Here is a 22,146-nt window from a genome sequence, read left to right on the forward strand (position 1 = left end):
CGACTTCCTCGCCACGCTTCATCGTTCTATCAATCACCTACGGGAAACCTTTGCCTTTCCGGGCGTCGATTGAGCAGGCGTGCCTTAGGGATCGCGGTTGGTTCGCAGCAGGCCCGGGCTTAATCCACTGATCGTTCGGCCTTAACGTCGTTTTCACACTTAAAGCTTGTGAGAAGGTGAGAACGGCTCGAAAAGAATCCGGAAAAGAGCAGTCATGCTGACCAGTTGGCGCAGCGGCCCGGCGCCAGTGCTTCACGGGTGGCCATAGGCCCCACCGGCCCGCAACACGGGCCGGTGGGGCGCGATGCAGCCGCGCCATCTTTGCCGGCACGACCGGCCAAGATAAAGGTCGCTTGGCCACTTGAGCCAAGCCGCCGTCGCTTCACGATACGCGCCCTTAAACCGGCCAACGAAGAACGCCGCTCAGCGCTCTTGTTGTGCTCGTCTAAAGAGGTTTGTTGGAGCGGGTTGCCTCTCGTATGGCAGTCACCGCCGAGTCTTGGCAACGCTACGGTCGCAGCGCCACTCGGGAGCGCCGTAGAGAGGGGAGGGGCAACCTATCTCGATTAGCACGATCGTGTATTGTCAAGGCCGGCGCGCCGCCAGATCTGATGGATCGGCAAATGTTGCATACTGGAGCAGGTGCCGGGCTCTACCGAGACCATAGCGACCCATGTCAGCCACCTTTGCCCGCCGCGAATGTCCTGTATGTGGCAACTGGTCTGGCCGCACGCTCACCATCGCTTGGCTTGACAGCATTGTTGTCGAGCAAATCGCGCGGATCGTTGACCATTACCGCTAGGTTGCGTTGTGTCGAACAGCCAAGCGGCTGTTCGAAGGATTTGTCATTGAGTAAAGGACCGGAATGCGACGGACAGACAGGCGGGCGAGCATGATAGACTATCGCCTCTATTCGCACTGCGCCGGCGTCCTGTTGATCGAGCAAATGGATGTTGTAAGCGTCGATGCCCATCTGCCTGGCCTGATGGACTGCCTCTGCGCTGAGCCGGAACGATCCGCTGATAAGGAGGTGAAGGGCATCGCGCCGGCCGCGACTGGCTTTCTTAAGGAAAACTCGCAAACGTTGCCGTTCGGAAGCGCGAAGGCTCTCTAATATCAGGACGGTGGTTTCCTGTTGGATAAGGATCGGCGCCGATGGCTCGACATAGATCGGCGCAGTGCTTGTGCAGCCACTTACGCTTGCCGTCAGAGTGATCAGGAGAACTACGATTCGCAAAGTCATTCGATGACACACTATTTGATGATGAAGCCGAGACCGCCCTTGGCCCCTGGCGAGTCGGTGGGGGCAGCAGCGCGGCCTCGCGGCAGACTTGGCGGCGAATTCGTCGGAGTGCCGTCCCCGTCCAAAGTCGGCGCCATCCGGTCCGTGGGTGCGCTCATCTGGTCGGGGCTGGAGCCTGGTCTTACGATGTAAGGTGTAACCAGAATTATCAGTTCTGATTCTTCCTTTTGAAACGAGGAAGAACGAAACAGGGCGCCAAGGACTGGTATTTCGCCAAGCCAGGGAAAGGCAGTGACATTATTGTTGACGTTGCGCCTGATGAGACCGCCGATTGCAAAGCTCTGCCCACTGGCGAGTTCGACGACTGTATCGGCGCGGCGCGTGGAAACTGCCGGCACGGAGATACCGTTGACTTGAACGGCACCTTGGGACGTTAGTTCACTGACTTCCGGCTTTACGCGAATGTTGATTTGATTGTTGCTGAGAACGGTCGGCACGAATTCCAGGCTGACGCCGAAGTGACGGAATTCAACCGACACTTGCCCGTTTTCCTGCAGCACAGGGATGGGAAATTCGCCGCCAGCGAGAAAGCTGGCAGTTTCACCGGACATCGCGGTGAGATTCGGCTCAGCCAACACGGAAGCTATGTGCTCCTTGGCGAGCGCGTCGAGAACCGCGCCTATGTTGACGGCACCATTGTTGAATCCGATTCCTGCTGTCCCTCCACCCTGCGCTGCACCAGAGCCGGTGCCTCCGCCGCTTAACAAGCCCACTCTGAAATTGTCGATTTGACCGAAGGCGGACAGGTTAACGCCGAGTGCCTTCATCGCGCTGCGGGAGACCTCCGCTACGCGCACACTAAGATTAACTTGTAAGGACCCAGCGACCTTGATGTTATTGACGACTTGCGCGCCGTCACCGAGATATTGCTCAGTGACCCTTTTCGCGGTGTCGGCGACCTCCGCATCGGGCGCGGTACCGCTAAGGATTGCGCCGCGCGGCGTATAACTGACCTGGATTGAATAGTCGCCGACCTGATCCTTCAACATGGCGCGCAATTCCTCGATCGGTTGGGTGACGACAATACGTAACTCAGCTAGAGCCTCGCCGTTGTCGTCGAGGGCGAACAGGCTGGTCTGTCCGGAGTTCTTGCCAAAGACGAAGATGGTTTTGTTCGAGGGTGCCTGAAAGTCTGCGATCGTCGGGTCGGCAACAAAGATGGTTGCGGCTGGCGCCGGCAAATGAACTGTCTTGCCGAGCGAAGAGGAAAGGTTCAGCGTGTCCTTGATGCTATTGGAAGCGGCACGCGGCGCCCCTTCATCCTGATTGTCTTGGGCCGCGGCAGAAAGTGGAGATAACAGAATGAGCGCGCAGAGGAGATGGCCCAAGTAAGGGGAAACCGCAGGTCTCGGACGGTCGATCAGGACCGGCCGCCGATTGGTGCTAGAGTGGCGAGTTGGAACGATTTTCAAGGCAGTCTTTCTTTCAAATTCGACCAACTACGCTGATGCCGCGTCAGTCAATTCAAGAACGTAACCAATGCCACGCACCGTCTTGATGCGTGGCGTTGCACCTGACCTACTCAGGTGTCCACGTAAGCGATAGATTCCGACTTCAAGCGCATTGCCAGATACCTCGTCGTTGAATGAATAGAGGTGATCTTCCAACTGCGCACGCGGCACGGTGCGGCCAGCACGGTTAAGCAGATGCTCTAAAATACATATTTCGCGGCGTGCGATGATCAGCGGATGACCCGCAACGAAAACCTGTCGAGCGATTGGATCAAAGTGGAGATTGCCAAACACAACAATGGGGTCGGTCATCTGTGTCGACCGGCGCAGAATGGCTCTCATTCTGGCGATGAGCTCATCGGTAGAGACGGGCTTGAGCAGAAAATCGTCCGCGCCACCGTTGAAAATCGCAATTCGCTTCTCAAGATCGTTGAGGCTACTCATAATAACGGCAGGAACTGAATGCCCGTCGCTCCTTAGCTGCCTCAGCCAGCCCAAGCCATCGCCATCGGGCAGAGCTAACTCCAGCAGGAGAATCTCATAGTTCGCGCAACAAAATGCACTCGACGCCTGTTCCAGCGTATCAACTACATCAACGGCGAAACCGCTATCCCCAAGCGCAACTCGCACAGCGCGCGTAAGATCCGCATGATGGTCAACGAGCAGCGTCCGCACTTCATCTCCTATCAAGTTAGGACAGGTCACTGTCGGCTACGAGACCGGGGCGACAGCACAACTCCCGCAACTCGTCGCAGTATCGTACCCTCTTTCCGACGGGGCATCGCTATCAGGCCTGCGTCACCCTCCAGAGCCTCATGATTCCATGAGTCGGAGCGTTAGCTTTCGAGCAGTGAATGGAACAAATCGATTGTTAGGATGGTGAGCATCCATATGATGGATGCAGCCACATATTCAGCCCACGTCGCCGCCTAGTCGCATGTCTCCCAACCGGTGATGGCGTGAACTGCTGGCTCAGCTTAGTGCGTGGTCCACACCTGAAGGCTCCTCCCGCGAACCTCCATCATGCGGCGACCGCCCGCGGACGCGAAGACAACCCTGTACCCAGCAAACACACCTCCAAGCGTGTAGTGCCCCCCATTTCGCCGGACACCCGGCTACTGGGTTTGGGCTCGGATGAACTCCCGTGGGGAGCGCATGCGGAGCGCTGAGTGAGGATGGATCTCGTTGTAGTCATCGATCCATCCGGCGATCTGCCGTAGCACGGAAGGTGCGTCCGGCAAGGGGGATATGCGCAGGTAGTCGCGCTTGAAGGTCTTCACGAACGCCTCGGACATTCCGTTGGACTCGGGGCTCTTCACCGGCGTGAAGCAGGGAACGAGGTTCAGCGCGGTGGCGAAGTCGCGCGTTTCCTTGGCCGTGTAAGGGCTGCCGTTGTCCGACAGGTGCTCGATGGGGTGCGGCGCCCGCACGGAGCCAAAGCGCTTCTCGACGGCTTCGAGCATCATGTCGCGTACGTCCGAGCCGCTAATGCCGGCACCGCTCACGGCAGTCCAGGCGATGATCTCCCGGTCGAACGCGTCGATGATGAAGGCCATGCGGATGATCTCGCCGTTCCAGCAGGCGAACTCCAGGCCATCGGAGCACCAGCGCAGGTTTGAGCGCATGACCATCACCTTGCCATCGTGAATGCGACCTTCGCGGCGGCCGGTGTGAGGCTCCAGAAGCAAGGCCGACTGCTGCATGATCCGATGCACCCGCTTGCGGTTGACGATAGGCAGTCCTTTTCGCGTCAGTTCCCGGTTCACCAGTGCGGTGATGCGCCGGTAGCCATAGGTCGGCCGCTCGTCGACGAAGCGGCGGATGAGCGGCAGCAAGCCCTCGTCGTCGGCCTTGCGATAGGCGCCACGCGGCCTGGTTCTTCCGCCGCGCCTGACAAGGAGGTTGGAGCGTGACACGCCGAGCACCTCGGCGATCCGCTTCACCGCAAACCTCCCTTCGGAAGCGAGAGCGGCCGCAAGGTCGGTTTTTTTGCCTGCGATTTGGCGAGCGCTTCCCGGAGGATCTCGTTCTCCATGGTCTTGCGGCCCAGCAGGCGTTCCAGCTCGCGCACCCGCTCCTCGAGACGGCGAACCTCTGAACTGCCGACGACGGGTTCATCCGAACGCACTGCTGCCGCACCTCCCTCGCTCAACAGACGGCGCCAGCGGTAGAGAAGATTGGGCGCCACACCGTTGCGCCGGGCAACGGATGACACCGTCTCGCCCGGCTCGAAACTCTCCTCGATGATCCGCAGCTTTGCTTCCGTCGACCAATGCCGACGGTGGGCGACGCCGGTGATCACCTCGATGCGCTGATAGTCCTCGGACATAAGCCTATCCTCAAGCCTGTGCTTGAGCCTTTCTGCTTATGCCGGGTGTCCGATCGAAATGGGGGGCAATTCAAAGCGCGAGATGCTTGACCTCCCTGCCGCGATTGGTTTCCGTTGTCATCAAGCACGTTGTTCGACCCAAATCCGATCGGCTTTGACGAGCGAATTGGCGGTGACAAGAAGCTAGCGCTTAACCGCGACTATAGCGATTTTGGCTGGTTTGCCCGATGAATGAGGTGCTGATAGTGTCGCTGAGGTCAGCGTTAAGGCGGGCAGCGACGGGAGTGGGCAGATAGAGTGCGCGTCTAACGTTCGCCCCTCCACCCTGGATGCGGCTTCTGCCTTTCCAGGGGCTTGCTGCTGGGCCGCGCCGTGATCCGATGACCCTCTCAATTTTCTGCCTCTCAAGTGACTGCAATGCGCCGATTGTGTTGATTTAGTCGGCGTTGATCGGCTGACGGTGCCGCGATTCCAACCACCTGTTGAGTCCGGAGGGAACGGGACGATGATGGGATCGCAGGTGGCACCGGCGCAGCTGTTCTACGGTTTTTGTCTCGACGATCATGTCCCTGATGACCACCTCTTTCGAAGGATCGACCAGGTCGTGGATCTGGAAAGTGTCCGGGCGGAGCTAAAGCCGTTCTACAGCACCATCGGCCGTCTCTCGATCGATCCCGAACTGATGATGCGGATGCTGCTCATTGGATATTGTATGGGCATTCGCTCCGAGCGACGGCTCTGCGAGGAGGTTCACCTCAAGCTCGCCTATCGATGATTTCTTTAGACGGGCATCGAGTGTCAACTCCCTTTGTCAGGCTCCTCAATCGATTGAAGGGCGTCCGGAAGGGTTCATGCTTCTTTGCGTGCTCGGCGTTCGACGACGCCGGCGGACGGGAACGGCCCTTTTTCCACCACTCGTTACGACGATTGCCGCGTGCATTGTTCTGAGCAAGCTCGTAAAGCTCGCCTAGGAGAAGAGCAATGGGATCATTGAGCACCCCGCCGCGAGAGCCGCAGAAGAGGCTCGCGCTTTTTCTCGACGGAACGTGGAATGCAGTTGGTACGAACACCAACGTTTGGCGTCTCCGGTCCCTCTGTGCGGACAAAGATGTCGAGGGTCGTCAGCAGCTTCGCTATTATGACGCCGGTGTGAATGGCATCGTCGGCGGCGGCTGGGGAAAGGGGCTAACTGAGAATGTGCAGGAGGCCTACAATTGGATAGTAGAAAACTACGAAGACGGCGACCAAATCTTCATCTTCGGCTTCAGTCGCGGAGCCCATACCGCAAGGAGCCTCGCGGGCTTCATTGCTATATGCGGTCTTTTGAAGCCTGGCGGAGCTTTGGGGGTAGATCAGCTATACGAGCGGTATCGCAATGACGATGAACGCACGATCTACAAGCTGCCAGCCTTAGACCTCAAAAGCATCACACTTGAGGAGCGGTGGATGCTGAAGTACTCCCGCCCCGTCGCGATTGAAATGGTTGGGGTCTGGGATACCGTCGGTGCGCTTGGAATTCCTGCTTTTAGTTTCGCTGGCGTTAGCAGTTCGGCCCTTAAGTTTCATCATACAGGCCTCCGCAAACCAGTCAGACACGGATTTCACGCGCTAGCCATCGATGAACATCGAGCTAAGTTCGCGCCAACTCCTTGGACAGTTCGGACGAAGGTTGGTGAAGCGACGCCTGCGCCTATGCGGCCGATCGAGAGTGCCGAACAGCGATGGTTTGTCGGCGCTCATGCGAACGTAGGTGGCGGTTGCTTTAACGACACACTTGCGCAACTGCCCCTACGCTGGATGATGCAGAAAGCATCAAATCTTGGCCTAGCTTTTCGGAATGAGCTTGAGCTGGATGGCAATGAACATCAGGGTGCGATCTCGGACTCCTACAAAGAATTTATGAGAGGAGCCTACTCTTGGGTGAGCGGCAGAACTTACCGATCTATTGGTTCAGAGCCATTTGTAGGGACGACTGGAACCCACGCTAGGGTCAATGAAACAATCGACGTCTCGGTCTTCGAACGGTGGCGCGACGTTGCCGAATACCGCCCGCCAAATCTTATTGAGTGGGGGAATCGGAAAAAGATTGATCCGGCCGATGTGAGTCATTCCATCTTAGCCAACTCGCCAGCCATAGCCGCGCCATGAGCAAAAATTCTGCCCTTTGCGAACACGTCTCGGCTGATTTCAATTAAAAGAAGATGGTATGTAAAGGGTAGCTTTGCGCCCAATGTCGGCCATAGAGGCGATCTTTGCCTTCGCCCGGAAGCGGACGTTGCGGTGACCACCTGGAGTTCATGGTCGCACACAACCAGCCATTCCCGCAAGGTCTGTGTGCGTCACGCCCGACTCGCCCGAACGCTCAGCCACCGATCATCGGGCTTTCCGATGCACCGACGTACCTCGCTGACGATCCAGCCGGCGTCTGTGAGTGCGGACCGCAGGGTAGACTCGCGCCAGTACGTCTCGACGTAGCGCCGAGGCGCTGCAGCGCTGCCGTGTGTGGACACATCCTCGCCATCGCCCTCTCTAACCGAGGCAGTCGGCCACCGGTCCGGGTCGCCTCGGCAAGCCGTCCAAGCACCGTGCCGAAATCCTCGCGCGCGACGTGAATCAGGCAGGCACAGGCCCAGATCCCGTCGTACGGCGTGCCGGGACGCTGCGGGTCGGCCAAGTCTTCAGTCAGCGGGTCCAACAGGTCGGCCTCGAAGCCACTCTCGCGAAGCAGTTCGACGAAACCCTTCGAAATGTCGGTGCGCCGGACGCTAATCCCCCGCTTCTCAAGCTCAAGTGCATCTCGCCCGCCACCGCTTCCGATCTCCAGCACCCTGCCCGAGCCACCCAGCTCGGTCACGAACGCATCGATCTCTGTCGCGACCCATTCGGGCATCGCCGCGGCCTCGGCAGCGTACTCCGCCGCGACCGTATCATAGGACCGCACGGTGTCCCGGTCGGTGCTCATCCTAGCGCTCCTCCTTCAAGACAAGAGGCCCGATGAGCGAGAGGCCCACCAGCCCATTGCGCTCTTACACTTTCGGCAGTTGGTGACATCGCGGCGATTTGGTTCCCAGCTTTAGCAGAAATGCGATCAGAGACACTACCGACCGATTGCCCATGCTGCCGGGCGGCAATGCGCCCCATGTCGGCTATAGAGTATGCCTTCGTCACTGCCCGAAACCAGACATCGCCGACGACTAGAAGCGGCCCAGTTGCCTCCACAAGCGATCAGGCAGCAGCGCGCCTGATATCGGTCATTCCGTCAGCCCCTCTTGTCCCCCGAAAGCAGAAATAGCTGATGTCATCGCCACGGGCGAGGTTGCGCCACGAGCCGATCTTCCCGGCGATCCCCACCGCCGATTATCGGGGTCACGCGTCACTCGTCTGGCGTCTTCTTAATTACAATGTTCTTGCAGACAGAAAGCAGGAAACTGAGGTTCGCAAATACCAGGAAGAACGAGACATAGGAAAGGATTAAATAGAACCAGCCTGGGCCAACGATGTGTCCGCGAAGATCGTAGACGAACAGGCAGATAGCTCCGAAGACTGCAGTTAGCACTATAGACAATAATGAATGCCGCATCGTCGAACTCTTAGCTGGCTCGATTGAACCGACGTACCAGCCGGCCAGACTAGCGAAAACTGCTACTCCATGTAGGGGCGCGAGGTCATTGGGTACTTTCAAGCCAAAAGCCGCAACGGCATAGGTGATGAACGCGACCACAGGCCCAAGAATGTATTCCAACAGAGATAGCATAATTAATCTGCGTTCGTGAATGGGAGAGCGACCGTGCCGACAGCGATAGGCTGCCGCTGCAAGTCGAACACCGCCACCCGAACATTCAGACTGCCATAGCTCTTAGCGCCCGTCCCAAAACCGCCTGCTCGCCCGCTTAAATAGAAAAGCACCGAACTGCCTGCAGCGTAGAAAGCACCAGAATCTTCCGCGCTAAGGTCTGCGAACTTGATGGCATCAGAAACTCCAGCTTCTACGCCGCTGCTCGCCGCGTTCGTGAGGAAGTCCTCAATAGTTGAGGATGACCAAAATTTCTTCTCAGCCGACAGCGTGGCAACGACATTCCCTGACGTCTCAATGTCGATTGACTTCACGATATTTTCGGACACGGCGTAGCTGACCGAGACCTCAAAGGTCTCCCTTTTCCCTTCAGAATTGATGAACGAGGACTTGAGGATACTGTTGGAACTCTCCTCTGCCACACCTGATCCGTTAGACCAAACATAAACCGATGCCGGCTGCTCAGTGTCGTTGGGACCGTGGTAGATCGGGGAACTGTCATCGACCTGCATTGTGCTGTTTCGAGCAGGAAATTCGTTGCAAGCTACTTCACCAGGTGGGAGCGGTTTCGCCGGATGATGACTCAAAGTAGTTCCCTCCCACCGGAAACTGAGTCCCACGGCAGCACTTTCGTTCTTCACGTAATTCCTAGCCACGAGCGTGCCGTTCACATCGTCAAGATCCGAGGCATAAGAGAATTCGCCATCGGAGCTCTTCTTCGACCCGAAAACCTTGATGGGATCCGTTTGGTCGAAATTTGAAAGGTTACAATCAATCTCCGCTCTTGCGGAGTTTGGCAGAAGCGTCGTCATGACACCGACCAACAACCACGAGATCAGCGCGCGTGCGACGGCATTCGGCCCACAGGTCTTTTGGTTCATTGTCTTTCCCCTAACCATCTTAGCCGAGTGGCACTCTGCGCGGCATTAACCTCTAACGGGATGGACTATCAACAAGATCCTTCCAAGCATAGGGCAATGGCTCACGGCGACCCAAGGTCGGCCAAGTCTAAGTGTCCGTTCCAAAAAGAGTTGAGTGATTTCAGCAGGTTGTGATTCCGTCGGATTTGCGAGATTCGATGGAGATCACGATGGCCTGGACTGAAATCACCCGTGCGCATTATGAGCGGCGTTGCGTCCGTTACGCAAGATGGGGTATCCGGCTTGAGCCTCACCCTTGGACGGCGGTGGATGGTAGGAGAAAGGTGCTGCGCTTCGAGCGATGGTAAACGTGGTCATGTTTTGCAACAGCCACAAGCATCGGAAAGGAAGCGCAGCGTGAAGCATTATACGGGCCTTGATGTCTCGGTGAAAGAGACCGCTATCTGCATTGTCGATGAAACGGGCAAGATTTGCCGAGAGGTGAAGGTTTCCAGCCACCCCGACGACCTGATCGCAGTGTTGCGAGATCCGGCTTGGAATCTTGAGCGGGTTGGTCTTGAAGCCGGACCTTTATCGCAATGGCTATTCGAGGCCCTAGCCAGGGCCGGCCTGCCGGTGATTTGCATCGAAACGCGCCATGTTAAAGCCTTCCTGAAGGCTCAGCCGAACAAGACCGATCGCAATGATGCACGTGGCATCGCGCAGATGATGCGGGTCAATCTGTACCGCCCTGTGCATGTCAAGACGCTGACGAGCCAGAAGCGGCGAGCTCTGCTGACGGCGCGCAAGCTGCTGCAAGGAAAGGCGATCGCCATTGAAAACGACATTCGCGGACTGTTGCGCAATTTTGGGCTGAAGGTCGGGAACGTTGGAGCGGTCAAATTCGAAGAGCGGATTCGCGAGTTGGTCGATAACATGGCGGATCTTCAGGAAGTCATGGATCCGCTGCTGACAGCGAGGCATAAGTTGCGTGAGGAATTCTCCCGGTTGCACAAGAAGGTTCTGGACATCTCGCGCAACGATGAGATGTGCCGGCTTCTGATGACGATCCCCGGTGTCGGTCCCGTCGTATCGCTGGCGTTCACGAGCACCATCGACATTCCGCAGCGGTTCAAGAACTCGAAGGCTGTTGGACCGATACTGGGGCTGACGCCGAAGCTCAACGAGTCGGGAGAAAGCAAGCGTGTTGGATGTATATCACTGTGCGGTGACGCGATGATGCGAACGCTGCTTTACGAAGCCGCCCAGACCTTGATGATCAATGTGAGAAAATGGTCATGGCTGAAGGCCTGGGCGATGAACATCGCCAAACGGCGCGGCATGCGAAAGGCCATTGTCGCGCTCGCCCGCAGGCTGGCGGTCATCATGCATCGCATGATGAGTGACGGCACTGAATTTTGCTGGACGCGGGATGATTTGCCAGCCGCCATCTGATCTCAAACGATAACGGCGCGGCATAAAAAGGAGATAACGGGATCCGCAACCCGGCGGATAGGTGTCCGTCGCAGGACGATGGTGAAGTGAGTTCGAAGATCGCTTTGTTCGGTCGTGAAATGACGCTCAGAACGCACGCAAGATTGTTCTACTTCATCATTCTAACCCCATGGTGGGAGGGCCAAAGGCCGATCCCGGAGAGAAGCAAGACCCTGCGAAGACACCAAAAACCGGAGAAGCGGAAAAGTTCGAAAGCGCTTGACCTTTACCAGCCGAATAGAGAAGCGATCTGACCGATGCGGAGTGGGCGCTGATTGCGCCGATGATGCCGTCGGCGAACCGCATCGGCCGGCCGCGCAAGACGGACCTGCGCGAGGTCGTGAACGCACTTCTTTACCTCGCCTCGTCGGGCGGCGCGTGGCGATTGCTGCCGAAAGACTTCCCACCCTTTTCAACGGTGCAGAAGTACTTCTATCGCTGGCGTGAGGAGGGCCTGTTGCGGACCATCAGCAACAGCCTCGTCATGGCGGCGCGCGAGGCCGAGGGTCGGGAAGCGAGTCCCACGGCGGGGGTGATCGACAGCCAATCGGTCAAGACCACGGAAAGCGGCGGAATTCGGGGCTTCGACGCGGGAAAGAAGATCAACGGGCGCAAGCGTCACATCGTTGTCGACACCATCGGCCTGATGGTCGGTCTCGTCGTCCATGCCGCCGATATCCAGGACCGGGACGGCGCACCGGCTGCCCTCAAGACCATTCTCGAACGCTGGCCGTGGCTGCGACACGTCTTCGCCGACGGCGGCTATGCCGGGCCGAAGCTTAAGGGCGCGATGCAAAAGATCGGCACGTTCACCCTGGAGATCGTCAAGCGGACGGACAAAGCCAAAGGCTTCGAGGTCCTGCCGCGCCGCTGGGTCGTGGAGCGCACATTCGCATGGCTGGGGCGATGCCGCAGGCTGGCCAAGGACTGGGAGAAATCCATCGCCTCCGCAGAAGCCTGGATATACGTCGCCCACATTCGCCTGCTCACACGCAGGCTCGCAAGAGCTTGATATCAAAACATCCTTTTTGATTCAGGCTCTAAACATGCCAAAGCAATGCTCTCCCTCAAGCGCACTACCCCAATCAAGACCTGCCGAGCGCCGGCTCCCGGTTCGCGCCTCTAATCAGCCATTCAGGTAGGCGCTGGGAATGGCTAAAAGCTGCCTCTGATAGGTGTGCTAAAAGTGACCGGTATAAAGCCGCAGCGACTCCTCGACGATAACCGGCAGGCGATCTTCTCCCTTCAACATCGCGTTCAGGTGCCCTTCGAGAGTGTAATCATAGGAACTATTCATGAGTGGAGCGCCGCCCGCGGCAATGATAAAGTTGTACTTAGTAACATAGCGGCTGCGTATTTCCAGGCGCCCTCGCAGCGACTGGAGCTTGCCCTCTATCATAGCCGACCCGTCATCGGCCTCCGCACGAGTGACGAGGTGAATTCCGTCGACCAAGCCATATTCTTCCCAATAGTAAGCAAATGGACTGTCACCGGCCGCCACCTCCGCAATCCGTTCCGGCGTCCGCTCATAGATGCCGATCGGTGGTAGCGGATCGACCTCGACGTAAACGAAGTTATACTTGTACGAGGCAGGATTGACGGCCGCCACGCGGACAATCTTCATCTCTTCGCCATTGATGAGCAGGCAGTCCGCCGCTTCCGCATAGCTGCTGATCTGGAGGTTCGATGGTCCTCGTGACCACCAGATCGGGGTGCCGTCCTCGAATGCGAGGGGTTGCGCGAGGAGACGCGCGAAGCGTTGCCGGATCGTCTCGTCGCCCTCGAACCAAGTAATCCCGCGGATGCCGGGGAAAGCGTCGCCGAACCGCTGGGCGAACACGACGGTGCTATGCGCGCCGCGCAGCGTCGGCAATCTTGGCGCTGCGGCCGCCGCCGCGACCCGGGCCTCGACCTGGATTGCTGCGTCGAAAATCAGCTCTGCAAGAACAAGCTGATCCTTGGACGATATCGGTGCCCGCGCCGCCCGGCCACCACGCCGTGCTGCGTAGAGGGCCCTTAGTGCGCCAAGCCGCTTGCGGCGCTCGTGGAGCAGTATTGTGAGGGTGTCAGCACCGATGTCGAGATCGAATTCCTCACCGGGATTGGCGTCACCGGAATCATTTAGGAACTGGATCATGGCGGCGTGCCGCATGGCGGGCTTCGGTGCCGCATCGTACTTGTCGTCGAACGGCTTGAGCGTAGGGGCGCCCAAGGCATTCACGCCGAGGAAGGCATTGCGCGTCTTCTGCACAAACCGGAAGCATTCGCCCACCAGGCGTTCCGCCACCGCGCGTTCTCCTGCGCCGGGAAGTCCATCCCTGATTTCGCCGTTTGAGAGGTCGAGGAACTGATTGTCCGAGAAGAATTCGGCGGCCCCATCCTTGTGAATGTTCGCCGCGACCTCCGGCATTGTTGCCACCACGACGCTGCTGAGAACCGCACTGCGGTCGGCGCGTCCCAGCCGCTTGCCCAACTCGTCTTCGAGTAAAAGCTTGTGCCGGAGCAACGCCTCGAGCTCAATCAGCCCGGTCCGTCGCATCGGGAATCTCGGGCATGACGATGGCGAGGTCGACATCGCTCTTGTCGTTGTACTGCGCACCGTCGCGATAGACCAGGCTCCCGAAGACATAGATCCCTTGGGGGTTCAGGTTGGCACGGAAAGCTTTGGCCCAGTCAGTGAGATATGACCTCGTCGCTGCAACGTGCTCTGCGGACAACTGCTGTCTCCTTCTCGTAAAAGATATCTCGGACGCGATAACTGAAATCTCTTAGGAGATTCTCAATATCGGTCACTGCAAGGATTTAGGCCGGTTGCTCGAAAAGCACGCCGACAACCTCCAAGACATGCGTAAGACGCGGCAATCCGCCTTCGCCAGTCACGCTCAACAGCTCGCTTGGCGACATTCCGTCTGGGTTGAGACTTTCCAGCACGACGATGGCGCCGCGCCGACGCAAGCGTTTGAAATAACGCGTTCCCGACTCATCAACAGCAATGACGAGACGTCCTTCCAGGCCGTCAAGGGCTTCAGACGTCGTTGGCGCGTCACGGCTCATTAGGTACTGTCCGTCGAGAGCGATCGGCTCTGCGCTGCGGCCGCTCACCTTGAAGAGCTTTGCTTTCTCCAGAAGCTTTGTGACGATGCCAAAGTCGGGAAGGGCGATAAATTCCACATTCGCGCTCATGGGCGGCAGGGGCAGGTAGGATGCTGCAAAGAGGGTTCCTACGATTTTTCGTGGCGAGAGCCTCTCGCGCGGTACGATTACGGGCTGGGCCAGCGCATACGGGTCGACACTCTGGCCTGTAAGGACAGCGATATTCGGATGGGCCTCCGTCTCGTTGTAGCGCCGGGCAAGAAGCTTGTCGCCGAACGCGGCGGTAACGAGATTGCGCTCATTGACCTTGGCGTAGTTGCAAGTGATGATCACGTCACCGATCGACGCTACCGGATCGAGCGTGCCCGCAGCCAGCTGGTAGGCGTCATGATTATAGAGCGTGATGTCGACGGCTTGAGCGAGATTCTCAATCGTTATCAAACCGTCCCCGGCGCGGCCGTCTGTTCGCGCCGCGGCCGCCATTCCGGTATGCACGAGTTTCAGTTTTTTCAGGTCGGCGGCGTTTCCTGCTGGGAAGGAAACGACATTATCCATCCAGGGAAAAAGTCTCGGCTCCCCCGCATAGGCCTCATACTCGGCGTACACCTTGAAGCCCGTGTGAATCTGGCTTTGAAGCGTAGTCTCCCAAAAGCTTTTCACGTCGCCCGCTTCGGCAAGGCCAATCGTACCGTCAAAAACATGATGCGATTCATTGATGACCTTCATCTGCTTGCCGCCGCCGCCGGAAAGCGTCTTGTAGAGCTTGTCAAACGCCGAATGGCTGAACGGCGCCACACTGGCATCGCGCCGTTCTTTTAGCAGCTTCGCCAGATCGCCGATCGTCATGTCGCACACGGATGGCTCTTCCGCGCGCAGCATAATTTTCAGAAGGTCTTCGCAGTAGGTGCGAATGTCCCGGATATATTCGTAGGCGAGCTTGTCATCAGACTTCCGTTCGGCCTCCGCATAGGCGGCCGCAAGGGCGTGGCCGTTGACGATCGTTGTGACCTTGCTGCTGGCATTCAGGCGGACAACGAGCCCCTGCTGTCCTGTAAGATTCTCAATGTTCACGAGAAGCTGGAAGAACTGCCGCTCGTGGGTGATGAGAACCAGCTGCGCCGCGCCGACGGTAGCCGCGTCCGCATTCGCGAGCCGCGCCAGCTCTTGCGCCCATTTCCTTTTGTTGCGCGGATCGAACGTGACTTGCGGATCGTCGAGAAGCATCAAAGGAAATGGGTTGCTGCCGAGCGCTTCAATGGTCTGCTCGCGCATGGCCAGCGTGAAAGCCCAGAGAATGGCGCGAAGCCAAGAGCTGTTGGCGACGGTGGAGGCGTCGATCCGGATGCCATGGTCAAAGCTCCCGGAAACCTGAACCGATTTCTTGCTGAGAGCGGCATCCTCAAAAGAAAGCCGCTCCCTGAATTGGATACGGTCAAGGACGGACTTCATCCGGCCGGACAGTGCCGAGATCGAACTGGCCGTTTCTGCCGCGACGAGGCCGCGCAGGTCCTTGAGAGGCTCAAGCGCCTCGGCGATCGCTTCCCGGACGCGCTGATCCGTGTGGATCACAAGCCAATCCTCGGCGTGCTTCGCCGCGTCCCGAAGCGCCTTTGCCAGATCGTCAAGCGGGGCGACCTTTTCCAGCGCTTCTTCCAGCGAGGCGAGCCGGCCTTCCAGGCTGGCTGCCGGGAAGATGCCCTTTTCGTCGGCAACGCCTTTCAGCGCGCTCCACGCTTCAACGAACGAGGGTCGTTCGACCGCCCACCACTCGACCAGCGCTGACACTCGTTCAACACGGGACAGATACTGCCGTGGCGGGGACATCGGCCGGAACTTCGAGGTCCGCATGGTTGAAGCCAGGCATTCTTTCGGTGAGCGCGGCAGCCGTCCCGGCAGCGAAATCCGCCATGCCCGTCAACACGGTGGCAAAGGGCGCTTCCTCTACAAATCTTTCCCTGACAGCTTTCTCAAATGAAGTTCGCGGCTGCATTGCCGCCAGCGCAGCGAAGTGCGGTATTAGCAACGCGGGGATTGCGTCTCTGACCTCTTTTTCAATCGCCGCGCACGCGTCGGCAAGCTTGCGCTGTGCCGCGTCGGCTGCCGCTTTCAGGGCAGCAAGCTCGGCCGCGAGCGCCCTCTGGTGCGGGAGAGAAAGTTTGCTTTGGCACAAAGGGCAATCGGCGTCCTCGTGCTCGTGGCCTGCGGCTACGAAATTCTGGGCAGCCAGCGCCTTCAAACGAAGCCGCAGATCTTCACCTTGTCTCTTATCCCACGCTATCGCCTGCCCGATCTGTGATTGCGCCGTCGTCAATATCCCGGAAAGCGCAGAGATGCGTGAATCAGCGTGTGCGGCCTTCAAGGCGGCCCATGCCTCGAAGAGAGTGATGCCTTTGACATTTTGTTGCAGCACGCCGCGTGCCGCAGTGACCGCGCTCCTTATCCGTGCGCGATGTTCCGGGTTCGCCGTGTTGATGTCCGCAGCGACCTCCGCCTGGAGCGCGCGCGAGTGTGTTGCCGCAAGGGTGGCAGCGCTGTCCGCGAGTTCGCGAAGTCCCTGCGCATATGTCTTGTCTTCTGGCTTGCCGGCAATCGTCAGCGCGAAGCCCGCCTTGCGGCTTTCCTCCGCTGCCCGTTCGAGCGCGGTTTCCAGTTTGGTTTCGATGCCCTGGATACCCTTGTCAGAGCCGTACTTTAGCAACCGCTTGGCCTTATGAGAAAAACTGGCCGCACCTTCGCCGATGTCTGCAAGTTGGTCGAGGCCCGTCAGGAGCTTGACGGCCTCGTATATCGAATGGCTCTTCTCGCCGAAACCGATCCGCGCTAGCCGCGTCGGCATTAGCAATCCAGTTTCGACCAGTTGCGGCGCCGTCCCGAGGGCGGGGTCTACCCTGCTTTCGAACTGCGGCTCGCCCACCGGGGGAGCTGTCAGCCGCCGGAAGGCTTCAGCTGTGCTTCCGTGGTCGTCCTGAAATAGAAGGCGGACCCACGCTTCAGCCGTTCCGGCCAGCTTCAGGGCATTCGGAGGATACGCAACCGTCGGCGGCCAATCGCCGATCTGCACGCCCGAGTCATTGAACACGGGCATACGCCGCCCGTCATCCTTCACAAGACCATCCTGGTCGCGGCAGCGGTAGCCCGTAAGCGCCCAGATGATCGCGCTCGCAATCGAGGTCTTACCGGAACCGTTCTGACCTTCCAGGCACCAGTTTTGCCTATTCGCTGCCAGCACGAAAAGAGGGCCATCCACAAGGTTCAGTCCCCCAAACCCCGTGGCCTCCACTCTTGCAAGCCGCCAGCGGTCGCTGCCCGTAGCCAGAGGCGTTGCGGATTGCTGCAAAGCCGGGTCGAACGACGAGTTATTCCAAGCAGCGATGAGCCCGCTGAAAAGCTCCTCACTGCCTGCCGCGACCTTGGCTTTGTCAGACGACAGCAGGAAGTGAAACAAGCGCCTTGCGGCGGGAGAGGACAGGTGTATCTGACCAGCCTTGATCTCCCCGAAGCTTTTCCAGCTTTGGATTTCTCCCGAAAGCAGTTTGTGCGTCGCCTCCGACAATGAAATGGGCATGCGTCCTCCCCGCCATAAGAAACTAGGATAGAAGCTCGGTGCGGACCATCAAAATGTGCGCAATAGCATGACAGAGTACGGTCACGAAAATTTTCTAATGAAAACAGCATAGTAAACCCAGAGTCTGAGCTAGGTCATCATGTTCTAAAGCCGCTGGCACGCAATTGAATTTCGACATCGCGGAGCCAGCATCGACTGTGGCTTCCCGCTTCATCAGTCGATTCTGATTGTAGTTCCAGAGGTTGAATGTCTGTTAGCACATCTTAGGACGCCAAAAAGCCGCCAGTCGGCCTTCGCCCCCAGCCTGCCAGCAATGCGCTTCTTTATCGCCGCTAGACTGCGACACCGGATTCCGAAAATCTTCCGTTCGTTCAGGAGGTCAGTCGTTCGAGCAAGGCACCCTCGGCCTGAGCGGTCAGATCGCAGCCGGCACCCGCTTCAAGGTCGCTGGCGGCGATGCTATATCCACGCCATGGGAAAGGTGACCGTCGATCAGATACGCCAGCGGCTCGAGGGCATCGAGCAGCGTCGGCGCCACTACGAATTGAAGTCAGAACAGCCCGGCCGTCTTTCGCGACACGAAGTCTGGAGGCATGCCTATCTTGCCCGCCCCTACCTCGTCGGAGCGCCGGACGATCGGGCGGCCGACCGGCTCTGCAACATCTTCATGAACGTCATGGAGCTTGGCAAGGAGGGGAAAATCGTTCCCGTGCCTATGTCCGAGACCGACGAATACATGCAGGTCTTCACACATATGCTCGAGGAGTATGGCTCGCGCAACGGAGGGATGCCGCCGGGGGAACTGATCGGCAGAGCCAGGGCGCCGATCCTCAAGTATTTCGAGCACGGGACGCCGATCGGCTTCACCATGTTCCAGGGCTACGAGGCGCCGAGCACACCGATCCTCGTCAAGTACGGCAAGCGGCAGTTCCTCGAACCCATGTTACGAGCGGGCGACCTGCGCCTCGCCAACGCCGGTCTCTATAGTGACATGGGCTTCCTCGACGCGGTCCGCGACGACGAGACCAGCCGCACCTTCTTCATACCAACTTACAAGGAGCGGCTCGCTGGCGAGACCCATCTCGACTTTCAGGGACACCGGGTCGAGTTCAACGACGACGATATCGTGCTGCCGCTCGTGTTCGACGACTACTACCTCTTCAGCCTGTGCGAGAGTATCCACTACCGGATGCCAACCGACTTCGACGCCGACGCAGCGATTGTCATCCGCGATCCTATCCGCTTCAAACAGCGGCTGATCTCGACGTTCCTCGTGCGCTTCACCGACTGGGTGCCGATGGAAGGCCGGGTCACCTACTACGACCCCTACCGCGACTATTCGAAATTCAGCGTTCCCGAGATGGCGAAGCACTTCGGCTACGCCTACCAGAAAGAGGTGCGGGTCGCCTTCCGCCCGCGCAGGAAACCGTCCACGCCGCTCGAACCGCTCTTCCTATCGATCGGTCCGATGACCGACTATGCGGAGATGGTCTCCGTCTAACGATTGTGGAAGCCGGTAGCGCGTCCACCAGAAAGGTGGCGCGGATGCCGCCTCATTCTCCACGGACGCTGTCGAAAGGCAGCTATCCCATGGCGCGTTCCCAAAACCTGCCAGTCGGCCATCGGCCCCGAAGCTGCGGTATAGATATTCGATGACCTCACCGCGCATTGCAGCACAGGCTGCTGCTTATAGCGGACGCTGAATAAAGCTGGCGCCACGGCACTCGTCCGAGCAGTTTTCGCGACCGCGCTACCCGCGAGGATCTGGAGCACCTCAATCAAATGGCAGTAATTCGCCTATGAGATCGCTGATTTTCTGGACATATCCAATGTGGAATTGAACAAATTGTTCTACGGCCGGATGCGTACACATCGCCCGGGTTGCCTGGTCCCCTGACGATTGTAATTTGTACGTAGACCCGCCGAGAAGCAGTGGTTCCAATACAGTGCAAATGCTCACGTGGAGCGGGGGACCGCCGGCGAATTGTCATGCGAAAACCAGCAGCTTGAGCTCGATGCTGCATGATCCCAATCAGAGAGCTGTCATGGAGCGAGCAAGAGGGGGAGGGGACGGAAGGCGGCGCTGCCCGATTTGTATGGGACTACCACTCATGCGCCCCGCCACTCCCGAAGGCCAATCCAGCCGGCATCCTTCCGAAGCTTCTCGAAAACATATTGCTTGGCGCTTCGCACGCTTGCTTCCAGAGACGCCCCAAGGGCAAGAGAGCTGGCGATGGCGCTGGATAGAATACAACCGGTTCCGCGCATCCCACGCTGCAAGCGAGGCGCTTCGAACCGAACAGAAGGGTGGTTCGGCTGCAACAGCACATCGATGGCTTGGGCTCCCCGCGCATGCCCGCCCTTGACGAGCACAGCTGCCTTGACGCTCCTCGCCAGTTCTTCGCCCTGGAGAAGAGCAGTTTCTTCGTCCGGCGCCGGTGCCGATCCGTTCAACCTCGCCAACTCGACCAGGTTGGGCGTGACAAGCCGGCAGAACGGCATCAGATCGCGGCGTAGCCCTGCAATGGCATCGTCCTCCAGCAGCACTCGTCCCGAAGTAGAGGCGAGCACGGGGTCGAGCACCACAGGCACTTGGCGGTTGCTCGCCAGAACGGCCCCGACCGCCTCGATCGCGGCCGCCGTCCCCATCATGCCGACCTTGACCGCAGCGACACGGTTGGCGGCAAAGGCAGCGCGCATCTGGGCGGCGATAAGCTCCGGCGGCATCTGCTCGATCCGCTCGACGGTTCCATGCGTCTGGACAGTGACGGCGGTAATGGCGAGGCAGCTGCGCAGCTCGAACGCGCAAACCGTCTCGACGTCGCGGGCTATTCCCGCGCCGCCGCTCGAATCCGAGCCGGCGACAATGAGGACATGCCTCGTCATCGCCACTGGGCTGTCCCTGCCAGCCATTCCAGTGCGCGTGCCTCCGGATGCGCGTTGCGGGTGATGTCGGTGACGACCGCAGCACTCTGGGCGCCCTGCGCGAAGACACCGGAAATGCGCTCGACAGTAAGTCCGCCGATGGCCACGAGCGGAAGGTTGCCGATGCGATGTTTCCAGACGGAGACGCGATCGAGCCCCTGCGGCGGCCATTTCATGGCTTTGAGTGTGGTGCGGTAGATCGGGCCGAGCGCGACATAATCGGGCTCCGCGAAGAGTGCCGTTTCCAGCTCGACTTTGTCGTGCGTGCTTAAGCCCAGCCTCACGCCAGCCCGCCTGATCGCCCCTACATCGGCCAAGGCGAGATCCTCCTGGCCGAGATGCACGAAATCGCAACCCTCCTCGATCGCGATGCGCCAGTAATCGTTGACGACGAGCTGGCAGCCCTGGCCTTCGCATACTGTCTTCGAAGCACGAATCTCCCGGCGCAGAATGGCTTCGTCCTGGTCCTTGATGCGCAGCTGCACCAGCTTCACGCCAAGCGGCACCAGGCGTTCGATCCACGCGCTGGAATTGACGATCAGGTAGAACGGATCGAGTTTCATAAAAACGCCGCCATGCCGATGATGGGCGTGGAGGGAACGGCCATGTCCCGCGGCTGCAGCAGGCCGGCGCAATATGCCTCGTGGCCCGCTTCCACTGCTTTGCCAAACGCCGCTGCCATGGCGACCGGATCGCCTGCCTTGGCGACTGCGGTGTTGAGGAGCACCGCGTCGTAGCCGAGTTCCATGACGATTGCGGCATGCGACGGACGGCCGATCCCGGCATCGACGATCATGGGAACGCCCGGGAAATGACCGCGCAGGCTACGCAGCGCATCTAGATTCTGCGGTCCGCGCGCAGAGCCAATCGGCGCACACCAAGGCATCAACACACTGCAGCCGGCGTCAAGCAGGCGCCCGGCAACGACAAGGTCATCGGTTGTGTAGGGAAAGACATCGAAGCCTTCGGAGACAAGGATTCTTGCGGCGTCGACCAGCCCGAAGACATCGGGCTGCAATGTGTCGTGGTTGCCGATCACTTCGAGCTTGATCCAGTTCGTGCCGAACACCTCGCGCGCCATCCTCGCCGTGGTGACCGCCTCCTGGACCGAGTGGCAGCCCGCCGTGTTGGGCAGGACGCGAACACCTAGAGACTGGACCAGCGACCAGAACTGGCCACCGGATTTGCCGCCGGAGGTTTCGCGGCGGAGCGAGATGGTGACAATCTCGGCGCCCGACGCCTTGACCGCCTCAGTCATGACAGCCGGCGAGGGGTAGAGCGCGGTGCCAAGCAAAAGGCGCGACGATAGGTTTTGTCCGTAGAGATCGAGCAC

The 22,146-nt window shown here is 59.0% G+C and carries 15 protein-coding genes and 5 pseudogenes; 6 read left to right on the forward strand and 14 right to left on the reverse strand.

The genetic code is table 11. The features are described 5' to 3' along the window. Positions 1 to 676: 676 nt before the first annotated feature. The 4 genes and pseudogenes from ACG873_RS02850 to ACG873_RS02865 all read right to left on the reverse strand — a co-directional run. Positions 677 to 1,243: a CpaD family pilus assembly lipoprotein gene (locus ACG873_RS02850; RefSeq protein WP_394890338.1), complete on the reverse strand. Its 567-nt coding sequence runs from the start codon at positions 1,241 to 1,243 to the stop codon at positions 677 to 679. An 11-nt stretch (positions 1,244 to 1,254) separates the two neighbouring features. Beyond that, a complete protein-coding gene (locus tag ACG873_RS02855) occupies positions 1,255 to 2,715 on the reverse strand; it encodes a type II and III secretion system protein family protein (protein ID WP_394893324.1) in 1,461 nt (486 codons plus the stop codon). 27 nt (positions 2,716 to 2,742) lie between these two features. Beyond that, positions 2,743 to 3,429, reverse strand: coding sequence for a response regulator (locus ACG873_RS02860; protein ID WP_394890339.1), 687 nt, complete (start codon positions 3,427 to 3,429; stop codon positions 2,743 to 2,745). A gap of 446 nt (positions 3,430 to 3,875) precedes the next feature. Next, a pseudogene (locus ACG873_RS02865) lies at positions 3,876 to 5,083 on the reverse strand (IS3 family transposase); the annotation flags it as partial. A gap of 505 nt (positions 5,084 to 5,588) precedes the next feature. Between ACG873_RS02865 and ACG873_RS02870 the strand changes: the two are divergent. Together ACG873_RS02870 and ACG873_RS02875 are read left to right on the forward strand one after the other, a co-directional pair. After that, positions 5,589 to 5,855, forward strand: a pseudogene (locus ACG873_RS02870) (transposase); the annotation flags it as partial. Between the two features lie 209 nt (positions 5,856 to 6,064). Then, positions 6,065 to 7,231 (forward strand): DUF2235 domain-containing protein, encoded by a 1,167-nt coding sequence (locus ACG873_RS02875; protein WP_394890341.1) that lies wholly within the window; start codon positions 6,065 to 6,067, stop codon positions 7,229 to 7,231. A 191-nt stretch (positions 7,232 to 7,422) separates the two neighbouring features. Here ACG873_RS02875 and ACG873_RS02880 read toward each other — a convergent pair. The 3 genes and pseudogenes from ACG873_RS02880 to ACG873_RS02890 form a co-directional block, all read right to left on the reverse strand. Next, a pseudogene (locus ACG873_RS02880) lies at positions 7,423 to 8,045 on the reverse strand (class I SAM-dependent methyltransferase). 411 nt (positions 8,046 to 8,456) lie between these two features. After that, complete coding sequence (locus ACG873_RS02885; protein ID WP_394890342.1) at positions 8,457 to 8,825, reverse strand: hypothetical protein; 369 nt, start codon at positions 8,823 to 8,825, stop codon at positions 8,457 to 8,459. Between the two features lie 14 nt (positions 8,826 to 8,839). After that, positions 8,840 to 9,757 (reverse strand): hypothetical protein, encoded by a 918-nt coding sequence (locus ACG873_RS02890; protein WP_394890343.1) that lies wholly within the window; start codon positions 9,755 to 9,757, stop codon positions 8,840 to 8,842. 170 nt (positions 9,758 to 9,927) lie between these two features. On the opposite strand from ACG873_RS02890, the pseudogene ACG873_RS02895 reads away from it, so the two are divergent. From ACG873_RS02895 to ACG873_RS02905, 3 genes and pseudogenes are all read left to right on the forward strand, one after another. Next, positions 9,928 to 10,035 (forward strand): annotated as a pseudogene (locus tag ACG873_RS02895) (IS5/IS1182 family transposase); the annotation flags it as partial. A gap of 118 nt (positions 10,036 to 10,153) precedes the next feature. Beyond that, a complete protein-coding gene (locus ACG873_RS02900; protein ID WP_394890344.1) occupies positions 10,154 to 11,191 on the forward strand; it encodes an IS110 family transposase in 1,038 nt (345 codons plus the stop codon). Positions 11,192 to 11,474: 283 nt separating this feature from the next. Then, positions 11,475 to 12,242 (forward strand): annotated as a pseudogene (locus ACG873_RS02905) (IS5 family transposase); the annotation flags it as partial. A gap of 168 nt (positions 12,243 to 12,410) precedes the next feature. Here ACG873_RS02905 and ACG873_RS02910 read toward each other — a convergent pair. From ACG873_RS02910 to ACG873_RS02925, 4 genes are all read right to left on the reverse strand, one after another. Next, a complete protein-coding gene (locus tag ACG873_RS02910; protein WP_394890345.1) occupies positions 12,411 to 13,769 on the reverse strand; it encodes a hypothetical protein in 1,359 nt (452 codons plus the stop codon). After that, on the reverse strand, positions 13,747 to 13,947 hold the full coding sequence (locus ACG873_RS02915) for a hypothetical protein (protein WP_394890347.1): 201 nt from the start codon (positions 13,945 to 13,947) through the stop codon (positions 13,747 to 13,749). Before ACG873_RS02915 ends, ACG873_RS02910 begins: the two co-directional genes overlap by 23 nt. Before the next feature lie 85 nt (positions 13,948 to 14,032). Beyond that, positions 14,033 to 16,108: a hypothetical protein gene (locus ACG873_RS02920; protein WP_394890349.1), complete on the reverse strand. Its 2,076-nt coding sequence runs from the start codon at positions 16,106 to 16,108 to the stop codon at positions 14,033 to 14,035. A gap of 4 nt (positions 16,109 to 16,112) precedes the next feature. Further along, entirely contained in the window at positions 16,113 to 17,888 is a 1,776-nt protein-coding gene (locus tag ACG873_RS02925) for an ATP-binding protein (RefSeq protein WP_394890350.1), read from the reverse strand. 472 nt (positions 17,889 to 18,360) lie between these two features. On the opposite strand from ACG873_RS02925, the gene ACG873_RS02930 reads away from it, so the two are divergent. Further along, positions 18,361 to 19,389: a hypothetical protein gene (locus ACG873_RS02930; protein WP_394890351.1), complete on the forward strand. Its 1,029-nt coding sequence runs from the start codon at positions 18,361 to 18,363 to the stop codon at positions 19,387 to 19,389. Between the two features lie 608 nt (positions 19,390 to 19,997). Here ACG873_RS02930 and ACG873_RS02935 read toward each other — a convergent pair. The 3 genes from ACG873_RS02935 to ACG873_RS02945 are packed head-to-tail and all read right to left on the reverse strand — an operon-like array spanning position 19,998 to position 22,146. After that, positions 19,998 to 20,774, reverse strand: a complete 777-nt coding sequence (locus tag ACG873_RS02935; protein ID WP_394893326.1) for a hydroxymethylpyrimidine/phosphomethylpyrimidine kinase — start codon at positions 20,772 to 20,774, stop codon at positions 19,998 to 20,000. Then, positions 20,771 to 21,376, reverse strand: coding sequence for a thiamine phosphate synthase (locus ACG873_RS02940; RefSeq protein WP_394890353.1), 606 nt, complete (start codon positions 21,374 to 21,376; stop codon positions 20,771 to 20,773). Before ACG873_RS02940 ends, ACG873_RS02935 begins: the two co-directional genes overlap by 4 nt. Beyond that, on the reverse strand, positions 21,373 to 22,146 hold the full coding sequence (locus ACG873_RS02945; protein ID WP_394890355.1) for a thiazole synthase: 774 nt from the start codon (positions 22,144 to 22,146) through the stop codon (positions 21,373 to 21,375). The genes ACG873_RS02940 and ACG873_RS02945 overlap by 4 nt, the downstream gene beginning before the upstream one ends.

The sequence above is a fragment of the Allomesorhizobium aridi genome (genome assembly GCF_043769475.1).
GTDB lineage: Bacteria > Pseudomonadota > Alphaproteobacteria > Rhizobiales > Rhizobiaceae > Allomesorhizobium.

What these genes read in the sequence shown, in the direction of transcription:
- ACG873_RS02850 (WP_394890338.1), bottom strand. Translation starts at nt 1,243, where the DNA reads ATGACTTTGCGAATCGTAGTTCTCCTGATCACTCTGACGGCAAGCGTA.
- ACG873_RS02875 (WP_394890341.1), top strand. Translation starts at nt 6,065, where the DNA reads ATGGGATCATTGAGCACCCCGCCGCGAGAGCCGCAGAAGAGGCTCGCG.
- ACG873_RS02890 (WP_394890343.1), bottom strand. Translation starts at nt 9,757, where the DNA reads ATGAACCAAAAGACCTGTGGGCCGAATGCCGTCGCACGCGCGCTGATC.
- ACG873_RS02910 (WP_394890345.1), bottom strand. Translation starts at nt 13,769, where the DNA reads ATGCGACGGACCGGGCTGATTGAGCTCGAGGCGTTGCTCCGGCACAAG.
- ACG873_RS02925 (WP_394890350.1), bottom strand. Translation starts at nt 17,888, where the DNA reads ATGCCCATTTCATTGTCGGAGGCGACGCACAAACTGCTTTCGGGAGAA.
- ACG873_RS02930 (WP_394890351.1), top strand. Translation starts at nt 18,361, where the DNA reads ATGGGAAAGGTGACCGTCGATCAGATACGCCAGCGGCTCGAGGGCATC.
- ACG873_RS02935 (WP_394893326.1), bottom strand. Translation starts at nt 20,774, where the DNA reads ATGACGAGGCATGTCCTCATTGTCGCCGGCTCGGATTCGAGCGGCGGC.
- ACG873_RS02940 (WP_394890353.1), bottom strand. Translation starts at nt 21,376, where the DNA reads ATGAAACTCGATCCGTTCTACCTGATCGTCAATTCCAGCGCGTGGATC.